Source organism: Streptomyces camelliae (assembly GCF_027625935.1).
GTDB classification, from domain to species: domain Bacteria; phylum Actinomycetota; class Actinomycetes; order Streptomycetales; family Streptomycetaceae; genus Streptomyces; species Streptomyces camelliae.
In genome coordinates this window covers 5,266,715-5,280,967 of sequence record NZ_CP115300.1, presented here as the reverse complement: position 1 = coordinate 5,280,967, position 14,253 = coordinate 5,266,715, and the positions used below count along the sequence as shown (strand labels likewise).

The following is a 14,253-nucleotide window of genomic DNA, read 5'->3' as shown; positions in this document are numbered from 1 at the left end:
CGCGTCACCCCGGCACCGGGACCGGGCTGGGCACCGCGAGGTACCCGGCCCGGTGCAGCCACGCCACCAGTCCCGCGCACATGAACCCGGTGGCCGCCAGGACGGTCCACGGCAGCCAGCGCGCTCCCGTGTCGAAGAGTGCCCCGACGGCCAGGTTGCCGAGCGAGATCGCGATGCCGGAAGCGGTGTTGTAGGCGCCGTAGTACGTCGCCACGAGCCGGTCCCCGGAGAGCCGTACGACGGTGTCCATCTCGAACGGGTAGAGCAGCGCCCCGCCCCAGGCCAGCAAAGCCGCGCACAGAGTGAGACCGAGGACCCCGCACGCCGTGCCGAGGGCGCCGCCGTACGGTCCCGGCAGCAGCGGCAGGAACGCCACCCCCATCACCACCAGCCCGTACGCGATGGCCCACGGACCGGACAGTGTCCTTTTGGCCCACGCCGTCAGCTTCAGCTGTCCCGACAGCGCGGCCAGCGCCGAGACGGCGAAGATGGCACCCGTCACGAGCCCGCTGCGGTCACCGAAGAGTTCCCGGGCCCGCAGCGGGAGGGCAAGGTAGACCTGGAAAGCCAGGACGTACGAGCCGGTCATCGCGGCGGCGAAGAGGAGGAACGGCCGGTTGGCGGCGACGGTGCGCCAGTCGGCGGTCACCGCGCGCCAGGCCGGCTCATTGCCGCGCCCCTGCGGCGGGCGGGATGGAAGGGCGCGGACCTGGAGAACGGCCAGGGCGCCGAAGATCAGCGCCGCGACAGCGCACACCGCCCCGAAGTCCCAGGTCAGCAGAGCGAGTCCGGCGAGCGGGCCGATGAGGACGCCTGCCTGGTAGAAGACGTTGAAGGCGGCGAATGCTTCGACGCGTCGTTCCTCGCCCGCCTCGGCGGCCAGGTAGGCGCGCACAGCCGGGTTGAACAGCGCGCCCGCCAGGCCGGTCAGCGCCGATGCCACGACCAGTACCGGCAGGCTCTCCGCCACCGCGAGCAGCCCGAAGGCCACCGTCCGCAGGGCGCACCCGGTCAGGATCATCGGCTTGCAGCCGTACCGGTCGGCGAGGGTGCCGCCGACAAGGAACATGCCCTGTTGGGAGAGGTTGCGGATGCCGAGCACCAGGCCCACCGTCCAGGCGGCCAGGCCCAAGCCGTGGGCGAGGTGGTCGGCGAGGTAGGGCATCAGCATGTAGAAGCCGAGGTTGATGGCGAACTGGTTCACCATCAACAGCCGTGCCGGGCGGTCGAAGGAGGCCACCTGGGCCCGCAGTCCCTTCATCGGACGACCACCGCCTTCACCCGCTCGCGCCCCAGCGGATCGCGGACCCGGCTGCACCGGGTCCAGCCGGTCACCACGCATTCGTCCGGGGCGGTGATCTCGTCGGGCTCCCACGGCTGATTCCCAGTGTGGAGTTGGTGCTCGCGGCACCAGGCGTCGTTGTAGACGGTCTCCAGGTAGCGATACGGACCGTCGGGGAAGATCGCGGCGATCCGCGTACCCGGCGGATACGTCCGCGCGGCCCACCCGGCGACCAGGGCGACCGCGCCGACGCTCCAGCCGCCGGAGGCATAGTGCCGGCGGGCCAGTTGGCGGCAGGCCCAGACCGCTTCGTGCGGGGCGACCCAGTGGACCTCGGCGAAGGCGTCGTAGTCGACGTTCTCGGGGTGGATGCTGGAGCCCAGGCCGCGCATCAGCCGCGGCACGGCGGGCTGGCCGAAGATCGTCGAGCCGACCGAGTCCACCCCGATGAGGGTCAGGCCGGGAAAGGACTCGCGCAGCACGGACGCCGTGCCGGCGGAATGACCGCCTGTGCCGACGGCGGCCACCAGCACATCGACGCGCCCGAGCTGGGCGATCAGCTCGGCGGCCAGCGGGCGGTAGGCCGCGACGTTGTCGGGGTTGTGGTACTGGTCCGGGCAGTACGCACCCGGGGTACGGGCGAGGAGTTCGGCGACGCGCTCGCGGCGGGACTCCTGCCAGCCGCCCTCCGGATGCGGGGCGGCGACCTGGTCGACGTGCGCACCGAGGGCGTTGAGCAGGCGGACCATCGCGGGTTCCATGCCGAGGTCGGTGACGACGGTGACCGGGTGACCGTACGTCAGTCCGGCCAGGGCCAGCCCCAGACCGAGGGTGCCGCTGGAGGACTCGACGATCGGCGCGCCGGGGGCGAGGTCGCCGCGCCGCCGGGCCTCGCGGACCATGTGCAGTCCGGGGCGGTCCTTGATGCCGCCGGGGTTGGTGCCCTCCAGCTTGGCGTAAAAGCCGCGGCCGGGCGGGGCGAAGGGCTGGTCGATCCACAAGACCGGAGTGTTGCCGACGAGCTGGGCCGGCCGACGGGCGATGCGGGGCAGCGGAGCGTGGGCGCCGAGGGGTTCGGGCGGCTCCAGCTGTTCGAGCAGGGAGATGTGCATGGGCGTACGGCTCCTTCGCGCCCTGCACGGTCGCAGGGCGCGGTGATGGCGGTTCGAGGGGGCACGCGGGCACGCCTCCGGCCGGCGTGTGAGCCGGGGTCGGAGGGTGTGGGCGGTGCCTACTGCCGCCAGATGCAGTGGAGCGCGAGGGTGAACCGGCCGTCCGGGGAGCCCTTGCCGCCTGGCGGGTCGCCTGGAGCGGTGGCGCCTGTGCCGAAGGGCCCCGTTGTGGCAGCCGGGATCAGAGCCGGCCCGGCGGCGGCGGGTTCGACGACGACGTCATCGGCGGAGACAGAGCGTGGCCGGTCTGCGGCGTGATCGATGTGCCCGCCGGTCTTGTGGTCGTGCTCTGGGGTCGGGGCGTCTGATGCGCCGTGGCCGCCATCCGCACTGTGGTACGCACCTACAGCCTGGACGGCGTCCAGGTGCGACTCCTCAAAGGAAGCACCGTGAACCGTGCCCGCGAGGTGGACGACGATGATCACGACGAGACCGAGCAGCAGGCCGACGCGGCCTGAACGCCCGACGGCCTTCCCCTTGATCCGCAGTCCGATCACATACGTATCGTAATCGGTCGGCAACTGAGCGCCACATTCGAAGCGGTGGCGGAGTGGACGGACCGGGCGTTGGAACGCATAGCTCGGGCAGTCGCCCCGGGACGGGCGCGAGCTGGGCCAGGGCAGTGAGAGATCTCCGGACACCCACCGGAGCAAGGGCAGGGCCTCTCGTCGAGGAGACATCCCCCCACCCGCCCGCCGCACCGCGGTGGCCCATGCCACCCGGCGGGGAGACGCTGGCAGGGAGGAGGTCACCCCATGCTTTCCGTGCTTTTGGCCACGGCCCGCACTGTCCTCGCCGCAGGCATCGCCGGGGTTCTGCCCCTCGCGCTCGCCGCGTGCGGCGGCTCCCATGCCCCGAGCCCCGCCGCCACACCGCCTTCAGCGTCCACGCCCGCCCAGGGCCGGCACCCGTCCATGTCCATGCCCAGCATGAGCGGCATGCCCGCCGGGAACGGTCTGGCCGCCCAGCAGGACGGCTACACCCTCGCCTCCCACACCACCACCCTCCCGTCCGGCACCACGGCCACCTACCGGTTCACCATCACCGCACCCGGCGGCAGGCCGCTCACCGACTTCGCCGTCAACCAGACCAAACAGCTGCACTTCTACGCGATCCGCTCGGACCTGACCGGATTCCAGCACGTCCACCCCACCATGGCCGCAGGCGGCACCTGGACGGCACGGCTGAGCGCCCTTGAGCCCGGCATGTGGCGCCTGTTCACCCAGTTCACCCCGGCCGACGGTCCGGGCAAGGGACAGGATCTCGTCCTCAGCCGCACCGTCACCGTCCCCGGCCCCGCCTCCACCACCGCCCTGCCGGCGCCCTCGTCCTCAACCACCGTCGACGGCTACGCCCTCACCGTGCGCGGCCACCTGAAGGCCGGCACGACAAGCCCGTTGACGGTGACAGTCCGCAAGAGCAGCATGCCGGTCACCGACCTGCAGCCCTACCTGGACACCTACGCCCACCTGACCGCCTTCCGCCAAGGCGACCTGGCGTTCGCCCACCTGCACCCGCAGAACAAGGTCACCGGCGGACACGGCGGGCCCACCCTGGACTTCATGGCCGATCTGCCCGCCTCCGGCAATTGGCGGCTGTTCCTGCAATTCCAGACCGCAGGTACCCTCCACACCGCCTCCATCACCCTCCACGTCAGCTGATCACTCCCTCGGCGCCTACGGCTGCGGTTCGGTGGGCTCGCACCGCTGGTGAGGCCGTGGTGGACGTCCGGCACGCGGACATCCACGACCTGCCGATGCCCGACCACACCGCCGACCGCGCCCGCACCGACCGGGTCCTGCAGCACGTCGCCGATCCCCTGGCCGCGCTCGGTGAGATCCGCCGGGTCCTACGGACGGGCGTGGCCAGTTGCTGCACCTCGGCGAGCTGGTGGCTGGAGACGAGTACGGCGGCCCCGCGCCGGGCCAGTTCCCCCAGGTGCTCGCGCAGGGCCCGGACTTCGCCGGGGTCCAGTCCGTTGGCCGGCTCGTCCAGGATCAGCACGTCCGGCTTCCGCATCAGAGCCTGGGCCGGCATCAGGCGCTGCTTCATACCCATCGAATAGCCCTTGACCTTACGGTCGAGCGCCTCGCCGAGCCCGGCGAGGTCCAGGGCGTCGTCCAGCGCGGGGGCGGCCATGCCTGCCCTGTCGCCGACCACAGGAGCCGCAGGTTGGCCCGGCCGGTGAGGTGTGGCACGAACGCCGGGCCGTCGATGAGCACGCCGACCCTGCGCAGCACTCCCGCGCCCAGGCTGACCGGCTCGCCCAGGATGCTCGCGCTGCCGGTGTCCGGGGATGACAGGCCGACCAGCATCCGCATCGTGGAGGTCTTGCCCGCCCCGTTCGGGCCGAGCAGCGCGCAGATCTGGCCGGCTTCCACGGTGAAGGCGAGCCGACTGACAGCATGCCTGCGTCCGTACCGTTCGGACAGCTCACGGGCGCAGATCGTCGGTGTTGCTCGGTCGTGCGGTGTGGACGGTTGCATCGTCACGCCTTTCACCGGTGCTTGTCCGGTCGTCGAAGGTGAGTGGCGGCCACGCCGAATCGGCGGCGCAAGCCGGAGGAGCCGTACGGGAAGCAGACGAGCAGGAGCGCGGCCGTGACCAGGGACGTGACCAGACCGGCGCCGAGCGTGAGGGCGGCCAAGGCCGGTACGGACGTCAGCGAACCCGTCCCGAACATCGGCCACAGTGCGTCACGGAACGCCGTCGCCGCACTGATCGCGACACATCCGGCGACGGCCGATGCCTCAGCGATACGGCGGGGCCGGGTGCGCGGCAGCCGTGCGACGAATCCGGCGACCGCGTTGCTGATCACACAGAACGCGAGGTTGGAGGTCGCTGCGACGATCAGGAACCAGGCGATGAGCAGCGGATCCGTCCAGCCCTCGCCGATGGCCTGCGCACTGGTGAGGGCCGCCGCGGCCAGCGTGCTCAGCGTGACGAACACCGTCATCGCGCGACGGCGCACCCAGACCGCAGCGTCCGGACCGACCCCGCGCCGCAGTACGGGTATCCGTCGGCAGAGGAAGACGGCGTCGCCGAGCCAGTCATGCCGCCATGGGTCGGCCGAGCCGTGCCGTCGGTGGCCTCGCACGAGCGACACTGCGACCACCACGGTGAGTACGGAGTTGACGACCAGCCCGCCGATCAGCACCGATGTCCATGTCCCCGAGAACGAGGCAGGTTTCCTGGCGATGGCCGCGGCCCACTCGGACACCACCGTGAGCCCGATCAGCGTGACCATCGCCCCCGCCGCACGCACCGTCTGCCGCACCCGGTCCGCGCCGCCCGGCGCGCGCCACACGAGCAGGCGTAACGCGATCACCAGGGCGAGCATCGGCACCGCAAACTGAGCCAGGGACACCATCACGTCGTACGGGTCGTCCTGCCACGGGCTTGCCGCCCTGACCGTCTTGTCCTGGGTCTCCAGCACCGTCCACGCCTCGAACACACCAGCCGCGCCGAGGCTCGCCCACACCACGACCGAGGAAGCCCGGCCGTTCTCCTTCATGTGTTCCATGGCCCGCCATGGTACGCATCTCGTACTACGCGACAAGTAGTATCGCGGCTCGTAGTATGCGGATCGGAGGAAGGAGGCTCATGCACAGCAACGACGCCCAGATGCTCGTGCTCACCGTCCTCGCGGACGGCCCACTGCACGGATACGCCATCAACACCGCGATCGAAGAGCTCACCGGCCGCAGACTCGGTCCCGGCAGTCTCTACGGCGCGCTGTCCCGACTGGAGGGACGCGGGCTGATCCAGCCTGCGGACGAGGCAGCCGGCTCCCAGGAACGCCACCGCACCGTGCGGATCACCGACGCGGGCCGCGACCAACTGCGCGCCGAGCTTCACCAGATGACCCGGATCTCCGGCGCCGGCCTGCGCCCGGACGTCGTCGTGTACCGCGCAGACACGATCGACATCACTCCCACCCGCCCTGAGCACGTGCTGCTGGTCGCGGAGGTGGTGTCGCCAGGCTCGGAGACCACCGACCGGATCGTGAAGGTCGACCAGTACGCCAAGGCAGGTATCGGCTTCTACTGGCGGATCGAGCAGGCCGCGACAGGCGTACCTCTCGTGTACACCTACGTTCTCGACCCCGCGACGAAGACCTACCGGGACGGAGACGTGTTCACCGGCGTCCTCAAGGTGGCGGCCCCCTTCCCGGTGGAGATCGACCTCGGCCAGATCTGACCCACGCGCCGACAGGGAACGCGATATCGGGCTATTTGAGGCGAGGTGCCGACCCCCGCGGACGGGACCGAGCATGGCCACGACCACGCCGGCCGGACAGCACCGGCCACCGACGGACGGGCCGAGCAGAGGCCTGGGAGCGGTGGGGCCGGTGCCGATCTGGATCATCTGGCGCCTTCGAGGCGCTCGCCGGGCCCCGTCACGCGGAGCGCGGCGGTGCCGTACTTCCGCGGATGACAAGCTGGGTCGGCACGACGACGTCATGGTCGGTGTCTTCGCCTCGCAGGATCTTCAGGAGCATGTGTCCGGCCAGTTCGCCCTGCTCCCGCACCGGCTGCCGCACCGTCGTCAGGTCGGTCAGCTCGGCGACCGGGTGGTCGTCGATGCCGATGACGGACATGTCGTCCGGGATGCGCAGGCCGGCCCGGCGCAGCGTACGGATCGCGCCGAGAGCGACTTCGTCGGAATGGGCGTAGACCGCGGTGGGCGGCTCCGGCTGGCTGAGGAGCTTGGCCATGGCGTCGGCACCTTGGTCGCCGCCCCAGTCGACGGTGACGACGAGTCGTTCGTCGAGGGGGATGCCCGCGTCGCGCAGGGCGGCGTAGTAGGCGTGGGAGCGGGCGGAGGGTTGCAGTTCGCCGGGCTGGTCGGGGTCGACGGCGGCGATCATGGCGATGCGTCGGTGGCCCAGGAAGAGCAGGTGGTCCATGGCCTGGCGGCCGGCGGTCTCGTCGTCGATGGAGACGTTCGGATACGGCGCGTGCTGGCCGCCGGCCGCGATGACCGTGACGCCCATCAGTTCCAGCCGCCGCTGTTCCTCCTCGCCGACCGGGAAGGCCAGGACGACCACGGCGTCGACCTTGCGGCGGGCCGGCAGGCGGTGGAAGAAGTCGTGGCGGTCCTCGATGCCGCCCACGTGGTACAGGAGTACGTCCAGGTCCGCGGCCCGCAGCACCGACTCCAGCCCCTCCAGCAGCGCCGCGAAGAACCAGCGGGAGATGTGCGGCACGACCACCGCGACCCGCCCGGTGTCGCCGCCGGCCAAGCGGGACGCCTCGGGGGAGACGACGTAGGAGAGCTCCTCGGCGACCGCGAGGACACGGCGGCGGGTGGCCTCGGCGACACCGCTCTCGTTGTTGAGCGCGCGCGAGGCGGTGGCCATCGAGACACCGGCCGCACGGGCCACGTCCGCCATGTTGATCTTCTGGGAGCTCTGCGCCATGCGGGAAGGCTAACCCACATGCGAGAGATTCGGAAACGCTTCCAAAATTCCCGGAAGGATTTCCGAAGGGGTTCGCCAGCCTCGACCGCCAACCCGTACCGCCATCTGATCGTTTCAGCACGTCACACGCATGTTGCGCTTTCGTTACTTGACAGACGTGGTCGACCACCTCAGTCTTTCGGCAACGGAAACGCTTCCGAAACCCGCTTCGCACTCCCCGCGGCCTGGTCCGAGAAGCACACCGATCTCTGTCTGCCGACCGTGAGCGGCAGCCGCATGGATGCGAGGAGGCATCATGCCTGAGCAGCACCCCACCTCCCCCGCCAGAACCGCGGGCAGCCGCCTGCGTGCCCCGCTGGCCGGCGTCGCCGCCGCATCCGCACTGGCCACCCTGGCCGCGTGCAGCGCACCCGGCTCGGACTCGGGCTCCGGCACCTCGGCGAACGCGACCCCGACCGCCGTCAGCACGGCCGTCGGCAACACCCCGGCGACCCTGACCCTGTTCTCCGCAGCGGGCCTGGAGACGTACGAGCAGGGCCTGGCGGACGCCTTCCACGCCACGTACCCGAAGATCAAGGTCAAGCTGCGCGTCGAGGCGGACACCAACTACAACACCGTGCTGCCGAGGCTGCTGGCCTCCGACTCCACGCCCGACATCGTGCAGCCGTACGACCTCCTCGGCGGCGTGAAGGACAACCTGCTCACCAACCTGGACGCCTACGACAAGGCGTACGGCTGGAGCGCGAAGGTCCCCGCCTCCGCGCTCGCCCCCGGCAGGGTGTCCAACGGCGTGATCGGCTCCGGCTCGCTCTACGAAGCGGGCGGCTCGGCCGGCCCCCTCGTCGGCGTCTTCTACAACAAGGAGCTGGCTGCCAAGGCCGGCATGACGACCGTGCCCACGAGCATCGCCGGCCTCGAAGCGGTCATGGCCAAGGCGAAGGCGTCCGGCATCACCCCGATCGTCGCCTCCAACCAGGACGGTCTGATCGGCCACCTCTACAACCTGCTCCTCGGCGACCACATGGGCGCCCAGAAGCTCAGCGACATCGTGCACCACAAGCCGGGCGCCACCCTGGACACCCCGGCGGCCGTCGAGGCCACCCAGACCCTCCAGAAGTGGATCAAGGCGGGCTACTTCGCCTCCGACGTCAACTCCCTCAACCAGGAGGCGTCGTACGGCCAGTTCACCGGCGGCAAGGGCCTGTTCCTCTTCCAGGGCAGCTGGATCACGCAGACCATCGACAAGAACTTCAAGGGCAAGTACGGCGTGTTCCCGATGCCCCCGGCCGAGAAGGGGGGCACGTACGCGGGCATGACCAGCAACACCCTCGCCTTCTCCATCGCCGCCCGCTCGAAGAACAAGGACGCCGCCGGCCTGTTCCTGGACTTCCTCACCACGCCGGCCGCCGCGAAGGTCGCCGTCGCCAACGGATACGCGGCCCTGACCTCCGGCACGTCCGCCCCGGCCGAGCCGTCCCTGTCCGGCACCGCGACCGACCAGATCCAGACCGGCTACGCCACCATCGCCGCCGACAACGGCTTCGACAGCTGGATCCAGAACGCCGCCCCCGCGGTGGGCACCAAGCTGACCCAGCAGCTCCAGCTGCTGGTCTCCGGCAAGGTCGAACCGGCCGCGATGGTCAAGGCCCTCCAGTCCACCTACGCCGACGCCGTCAAGAGCAGCTGAGCACCATGTCCTCGACCCGACCGACGAGGGAGGGCGCCGCCGCCCGCAGCCGCCGCCGGCTCCGGGCCCGGCGATGGGCCGGCTGGCTCTTCGCCCTCCCCGCCCTCGCCTTCTACAGCGTCTTCAACTTCCGCCCGGTCCTGATGTCGATCCAGTACTCCTTCTACGACTGGGACGGCGTCGGCGCCTCCACCTGGGTGGGCCTGAAGAACTACCAGGCGGTCTTCACCGACCACGAGCAGCTCGCCTCCCTGCTCCACGCCTGCTACCTGATCCTGTTCTTCACCGTCCTGCCGGTCACCCTGGCCCTGATCACCGCCTCCGTACTACGGCAGTTGCAGGGCCGCTTCACCGGCGCCCTGGCCCGCACCCTGCTCTTCCTGCCGCAGATCATCCCCGGCGCCGCCGCGGGCGTGGCCTGGACGTGGATGTACTCCGACAACGGCGTGGTCAACCAGCTCCTCCGCGCCATCGGCCTCGGCTCCCTGGCCCGCCCCTGGCTGGCCGACTTCACCTGGTCCCTGACCGCGGTCGGCTTCATCGGCACCTGGCTGTCCACCGGCCTGTGCACGATGCTGCTCCTGGCCGGCATCGGAAAGATCGACAACAGCCTGTACGAGGCGGCGCGCATCGACGGCGCGGGACCCATACGCCAGTTCCTGACCGTCACCCTGCCCGGCCTGCGGAGCGAGATCGGCGTCTGCGTCACCATCACGATCATCGCCGCGCTCGCCAGCTTCGACGTCGTCTACCTCTCCACCCAGGGCGGCCCCGGCACCCAGACCATGGTCCCCGGAGTCGCCGTCTACAACCTGGCCTTCAACGACAGCCGACTCGGCGCGGCCTCCGCACTGGCCGTCGTACTGACGCTGATCGTGATCGCCGTCGTCGCCCCGCTCCAGCGCCTGTTCCGGGAGAAGTGATCATGTCCGCACCGTCACTTCGCCGCCGCGCCCCCGGACTCGTACTGATCGCCGCAGCCGCGCTCTACTCGGTCGTCCCCCTGCTGAGCATGGTCAGCGCGGCCCTCGCCCCGCAGGGAACCTTCCCCTCCGGCCTGAGCTGGCCGACGCATCCCCACTGGCACAACTTCGTCGACGCCTGGAACGTCGCCAACATCACGGTGCTGCTGAAGTCCAGCACGCTCATCGTGCTCGGCGTCGTCCCGGTCGCCGTCCTGATCTCGACGATGGCCGCGTACGCGATCACCGTCCTGGAGATCCCGCTGGGCCGCGTCTTCTACACGGTGCTGGTCCTCACCCTGACCCTGCCGTACGAGATCGTGATCGTCCCCCTCTACGAACAGTCCAGGACCATGGGCCTGCTGGGCAGCCAGTGGGCGCTGATCCTTCCGCTCATCGGGCTGAACATGCCGTTCGCGGTGTTCTGGATGCGGGCGCACTTCGCCGGCGTACCGAAGGAGTTGTCCGAGGCGGCGAGCATGGACGGCGCCGGCCCCTGGCGTGCCCTGTTCCACATCCACCTGCCCCTGGCCCGCCCCGCCATCGCCTCCCTGGCGCTGCTGATGTTCCTGTCCACCTGGAACCAGTTCCTGCTGGCCCTGGTGCTGATCGACGACCCCGACAAGCGCACGATGGCGGGCGCGTTGCAGGCGTTCACCACCAAATACAGCACCGACCAGGTCCTGCTGAACGCCGGCGCCCTCCTCATCATGGCCCCCACGATCCTCGTGTTCCTGTTCCTGCAACGCCACTTCGCCAAGGCGCTGCTCCAGGGCTCGGTCAAGGGCTGACCACCACCCCCACCTTTTTCTTCAGACAGTCAGGACCGAGCGCGATATGAGCACATTGAACTCCTCCGACGCCGACTGGTGGCGCTCCGCGGTCATCTACCAGGTCTACATACGCAGCTTCGCCGACGGTGACGGCGACGGCACCGGCGACATCGCCGGCCTCCGCTCCCGCCTGCCGTACCTGGCCTACCTCGGCGTCGACGCGATCTGGATCAACCCGTGGTACCCGTCCCCGCTGGCCGACGGCGGCTACGACGTCTCCGACTACCGCGACATCCACCCCGCCTACGGCACCCTCGACCAGGCCGAGCAGCTGATCACCGAAGCCCACGAGCTCGGCATCCGCGTCATCCTGGACATCGTCCCCAACCACACCTCCGACCAGCACGCCTGGTTCCAGCAGGCACTGGCCGCCCGGCCCGGATCCCCGGAACGGGACCGGTTCGTCTTCCGCGACGGCAAAGGCGAGGACGGCTCCCTGCCCCCCAACGACTGGCATGCGGCCTTCGGCGGCCCCACCTGGACCCGCACCGACGACGGCCAGTGGTACCTCCACCTCTTCGCCCCCGAACAGCCCGACCTCAACTGGGACAACCCCGAGGTCAGAGCCGAGTTCGAGTCGATCCTGCGGTTCTGGTTCGACCTGGGAGTCGACGGCTTCCGCATCGACGTCGCCCACGGAATGATCAAGGACCTGGCCCTCCCCGACCTCGGCCTCACGGAGTTCTCCGTCCTCGCCCGCGAGGGCCAGGAGAACCACCCCCACTGGGACCGCGACGGCATCCACGACATCTTCCGCAGCTGGCGAGCCATCGCGGACGGTTACGAGGACCGCCGCGTGTTCGTCGCCGAGGCCCACGTACGCCCCGGCCGCCTGCCCGACTACCTCCGCCCCGACGAGCTCCACACGGCCTTCAACTTCGACTTCCTCAAGTGCCCCCTGGAGGCGGACAAGTTGAGAACGGTCATCGACCGCACGATCACCGACCTGGCCACCGTCGGCGCCCCCGCCACCTGGGTCCTGTCCAACCACGACGAGACCCGCCACGTCACCCGCTACGGACGTGCCCACACCGGCGTCACCACCCCCATGCGTGACCAGGGCCACCCCACCGACCTCGCTCTCGGCACCCGCCGCGCCCGAGCCGCGGCCCTGCTCATGCTGGCCCTGCCGGGAGGCGCGTACATCTACCAGGGCGAGGAACTGGGCCTCTACGAGGTCGAGGACATCCCGGAAGCCCTCCTCCAGGACCCCACCTGGGAACGCTCCGGCCACACCGTCCGCGGCCGCGACGGCTGCCGCGTCCCCCTCCCCTGGACCGGCGACACCCCACCCTTCGGCTTCAGCACGACCGGAGCCACCCCCTGGCTGCCCCAGCCCGAGGACTGGAAGTCCTACACCGCCGAAGCCAACCAGGCCGACCCCCACTCGATGCTCCGGCTCTACCGCGCCGCCCTGCGCCTGCGCCGTACCCATCCCGGCCTGCGGGGTGACCATTTCCGCTGGCTGGACAGCCCGGACGGCACGCTGCTCTTCGAACGGGGCGACGGCCTGCTCTGTGCGGTCAACCTCTCCGGCCGACCGGTCCCGCCCCCCGACACCTGTACCCCCCTCCTCCCTTCAGGGCCGCTGGGCGCGGGCGGTTTCCTGCCCCCGGACACCACGGTCCTGCTCCAGCGGGACTGAGCCCCATGCGGGGCGGCGAGCACGCTCGGGCTGTGGAAGTACTCCAGCCGCTGGGGTCATGCGTGTCCGCCGAACCTGCTCGCGTGGGTGACGCGCCCGTGATGGCGGTGTCGGTGGATGTCGGGTTCGCGGCGGAGGGCGACGAGAGCCGCGTCGTCGTCGAGGCGTCCGCGGGTGTGGGCGAGCAGGTCGCGCTGGATGTGGTGCAGCAGTGACTCCGGGCCGGCGTCGCTCCACTGGGCGGCCCGGGTCTCGAAGGGGTAGAAGTCTCCGTTGGCGTCGCGGGCTTCGATGACGCCGTCGGTGTAGAGCAGGAGCGTGTCGCCGGGCTCGAAGGTGAGCACATCGATCTTGTATTCCTCCGGCCCGAGCTCGCCGACCCCCAGCGGTGGCGCGGGGTGCAGGCTGGGGACGGTGAGGGCGCTGTTGGGGCTGAGGACCAGGGGCGGGGGGTGCCCGCAGCTGACGATCCGGGTGATGGGGTCGTCGTCGGGGAGTTCCAGCAGCAAAGTGGTGGCGAAACGTTCGCCGGTCTCCTCGGCCGGCTCGAAGTCGGCCAGGTAGCGGGTGACGCTCTGTTCCAGGGCAGCGGCCAGATCGGGCAGGGAGGTGTGCCGGTGGGCGGCTTCGCGGAAGGCTCCGAGCAGGAGGGCGGCCTCGCCGATGGCGGACAGCCCTTTGCCCCGCACATCGCCGATCATGATGCGCACACCGCCGATGACGCGGGTGGCCGCGTAGAGATCACCGCCGATCTGCGCCTCGTCCTCGGCGGCCAGGTACAGGCAGGCGATCCGCAGGGCGCCGATCCGCTCCGGCAGCGGCCACAGCAGGACGTGCTGTGCGGCCTCCGCGACCGACCGCACCTGGGCCAGCTGGCGTCGGTATCTGTCCCGCACCACGCAGAAGAACACGATCATGGCTGACAGCACTGCCAGGGCGAGGATCTGCACCATCACGTTGCGCGAGGACAGCACGCCGAAGTGCCAGCCGATGTACGCCTGCGCCGCCACGGTCAGGAACCCGATCAGCCCGGTCAGCCAGGGACCGGCGAACGAGGCGGTGATCGCGGGGGCGATGACCAGCAGCGGGCCGAGATGGATGTCGGCCGGGACCAATTGGTCCACCATGGTGATCACCACGATGAGCACGATCGGGATCACCAGCAGCACGTGACTCGACTGCCACTGCTGCCGCACACCAGCCAAGCCGTGCCCGGCCTCCACCGTTCCAGATTGCCACTGCCCGAGGCG

13 protein-coding genes and 2 pseudogenes are annotated in these 14,253 nt (G+C 70.3%); 7 read left to right on the top strand and 8 right to left on the bottom strand.

Annotation, left to right across the window (positions count from 1 at the left end):
• Positions 1-4 precede the first annotated feature (4 nt).
• The 3 genes from O1G22_RS24160 to O1G22_RS24150 all read right to left on the bottom strand — a co-directional run bounded on the left by O1G22_RS24160 (position 5) and on the right by O1G22_RS24150 (position 2,951).
• Positions 5-1,261, bottom strand: coding sequence for an MDR family MFS transporter (locus tag O1G22_RS24160; protein ID WP_270083230.1), 1,257 nt, complete (start codon positions 1,259-1,261; stop codon positions 5-7).
• Positions 1,258-2,394, bottom strand: coding sequence for a PLP-dependent cysteine synthase family protein (locus O1G22_RS24155; RefSeq protein WP_270083229.1), 1,137 nt, complete (start codon positions 2,392-2,394; stop codon positions 1,258-1,260). The genes O1G22_RS24160 and O1G22_RS24155 overlap by 4 nt, the downstream gene beginning before the upstream one ends.
• 119 nt (positions 2,395-2,513) lie before the next feature.
• Complete coding sequence (locus O1G22_RS24150; protein WP_270083228.1) at positions 2,514-2,951, bottom strand: hypothetical protein; 438 nt, start codon at positions 2,949-2,951, stop codon at positions 2,514-2,516.
• Between the two features lie 258 nt (positions 2,952-3,209).
• Between O1G22_RS24150 and O1G22_RS24145 the strand changes: the two genes are divergently transcribed.
• Together O1G22_RS24145 and O1G22_RS44910 are read left to right on the top strand one after the other, a co-directional pair.
• On the top strand, positions 3,210-4,115 hold the full coding sequence (locus tag O1G22_RS24145; RefSeq protein ID WP_270083227.1) for a hypothetical protein: 906 nt from the start codon (positions 3,210-3,212) through the stop codon (positions 4,113-4,115).
• Positions 4,116-4,171: 56 nt separating this feature from the next.
• A pseudogene (locus tag O1G22_RS44910) lies at positions 4,172-4,255 on the top strand (methyltransferase domain-containing protein); the annotation flags it as partial.
• A gap of 140 nt (positions 4,256-4,395) precedes the next feature.
• On the opposite strand, the pseudogene O1G22_RS24135 reads toward O1G22_RS44910, so the two are convergent.
• The 3 genes and pseudogenes from O1G22_RS24135 to O1G22_RS24125 form a co-directional block, all read right to left on the bottom strand.
• Positions 4,396-4,593: pseudogene (locus tag O1G22_RS24135) on the bottom strand (ATP-binding cassette domain-containing protein); the annotation flags it as partial.
• The gene (locus tag O1G22_RS24130) at positions 4,503-4,940 is read right to left on the bottom strand and encodes an ATP-binding cassette domain-containing protein (RefSeq protein ID WP_270086520.1); all 438 of its coding nucleotides are present in this window, start codon (positions 4,938-4,940) and stop codon (positions 4,503-4,505) included. The pseudogene O1G22_RS24135 and the gene O1G22_RS24130, both read right to left, overlap by 91 nt.
• Positions 4,941-4,951: 11 nt before the next feature.
• Positions 4,952-5,977, bottom strand: a complete 1,026-nt coding sequence (locus O1G22_RS24125) for a hypothetical protein (RefSeq protein ID WP_270083226.1) — start codon at positions 5,975-5,977, stop codon at positions 4,952-4,954.
• 80 nt (positions 5,978-6,057) lie between these two features.
• Between O1G22_RS24125 and O1G22_RS24120 the strand changes: the two genes are divergently transcribed.
• A complete protein-coding gene (locus tag O1G22_RS24120; protein WP_270083225.1) occupies positions 6,058-6,654 on the top strand; it encodes a helix-turn-helix transcriptional regulator in 597 nt (198 codons plus the stop codon).
• 199 nt (positions 6,655-6,853) lie between these two features.
• Here O1G22_RS24120 and O1G22_RS24115 read toward each other — a convergent pair whose 3' ends face one another.
• Positions 6,854-7,876 (bottom strand): LacI family DNA-binding transcriptional regulator, encoded by a 1,023-nt coding sequence (locus O1G22_RS24115; RefSeq protein ID WP_270083224.1) that lies wholly within the window; start codon positions 7,874-7,876, stop codon positions 6,854-6,856.
• Between the two features lie 295 nt (positions 7,877-8,171).
• Between O1G22_RS24115 and O1G22_RS24110 the strand changes: the two genes are divergently transcribed.
• The 4 genes from O1G22_RS24110 to O1G22_RS24095 are packed head-to-tail and all read left to right on the top strand — an operon-like array spanning position 8,172 to position 13,003.
• Complete coding sequence (locus O1G22_RS24110) at positions 8,172-9,563, top strand: ABC transporter substrate-binding protein (protein ID WP_270083223.1); 1,392 nt, start codon at positions 8,172-8,174, stop codon at positions 9,561-9,563.
• A 5-nt stretch (positions 9,564-9,568) separates the two neighbouring features.
• Positions 9,569-10,486: a carbohydrate ABC transporter permease gene (locus O1G22_RS24105; protein WP_270083222.1), complete on the top strand. Its 918-nt coding sequence runs from the start codon at positions 9,569-9,571 to the stop codon at positions 10,484-10,486.
• A 2-nt stretch (positions 10,487-10,488) separates the two neighbouring features.
• Positions 10,489-11,316 carry a carbohydrate ABC transporter permease gene (locus O1G22_RS24100; protein ID WP_270083221.1) on the top strand — a complete coding sequence of 276 codons (828 nt, stop codon included), beginning with the start codon at positions 10,489-10,491 and terminating at the stop codon, positions 11,314-11,316.
• A gap of 46 nt (positions 11,317-11,362) precedes the next feature.
• Entirely contained in the window at positions 11,363-13,003 is a 1,641-nt protein-coding gene (locus O1G22_RS24095; RefSeq protein WP_270083220.1) for a glycoside hydrolase family 13 protein, read from the top strand.
• Between the two features lie 56 nt (positions 13,004-13,059).
• Here the strand turns inward: O1G22_RS24095 and O1G22_RS24090 are convergent, their stop codons facing one another.
• Positions 13,060-14,199 (bottom strand): PP2C family protein-serine/threonine phosphatase, encoded by a 1,140-nt coding sequence (locus O1G22_RS24090; protein ID WP_270086519.1) that lies wholly within the window; start codon positions 14,197-14,199, stop codon positions 13,060-13,062.
• Between the last annotated feature and the right edge of the window lie 54 nt (positions 14,200-14,253).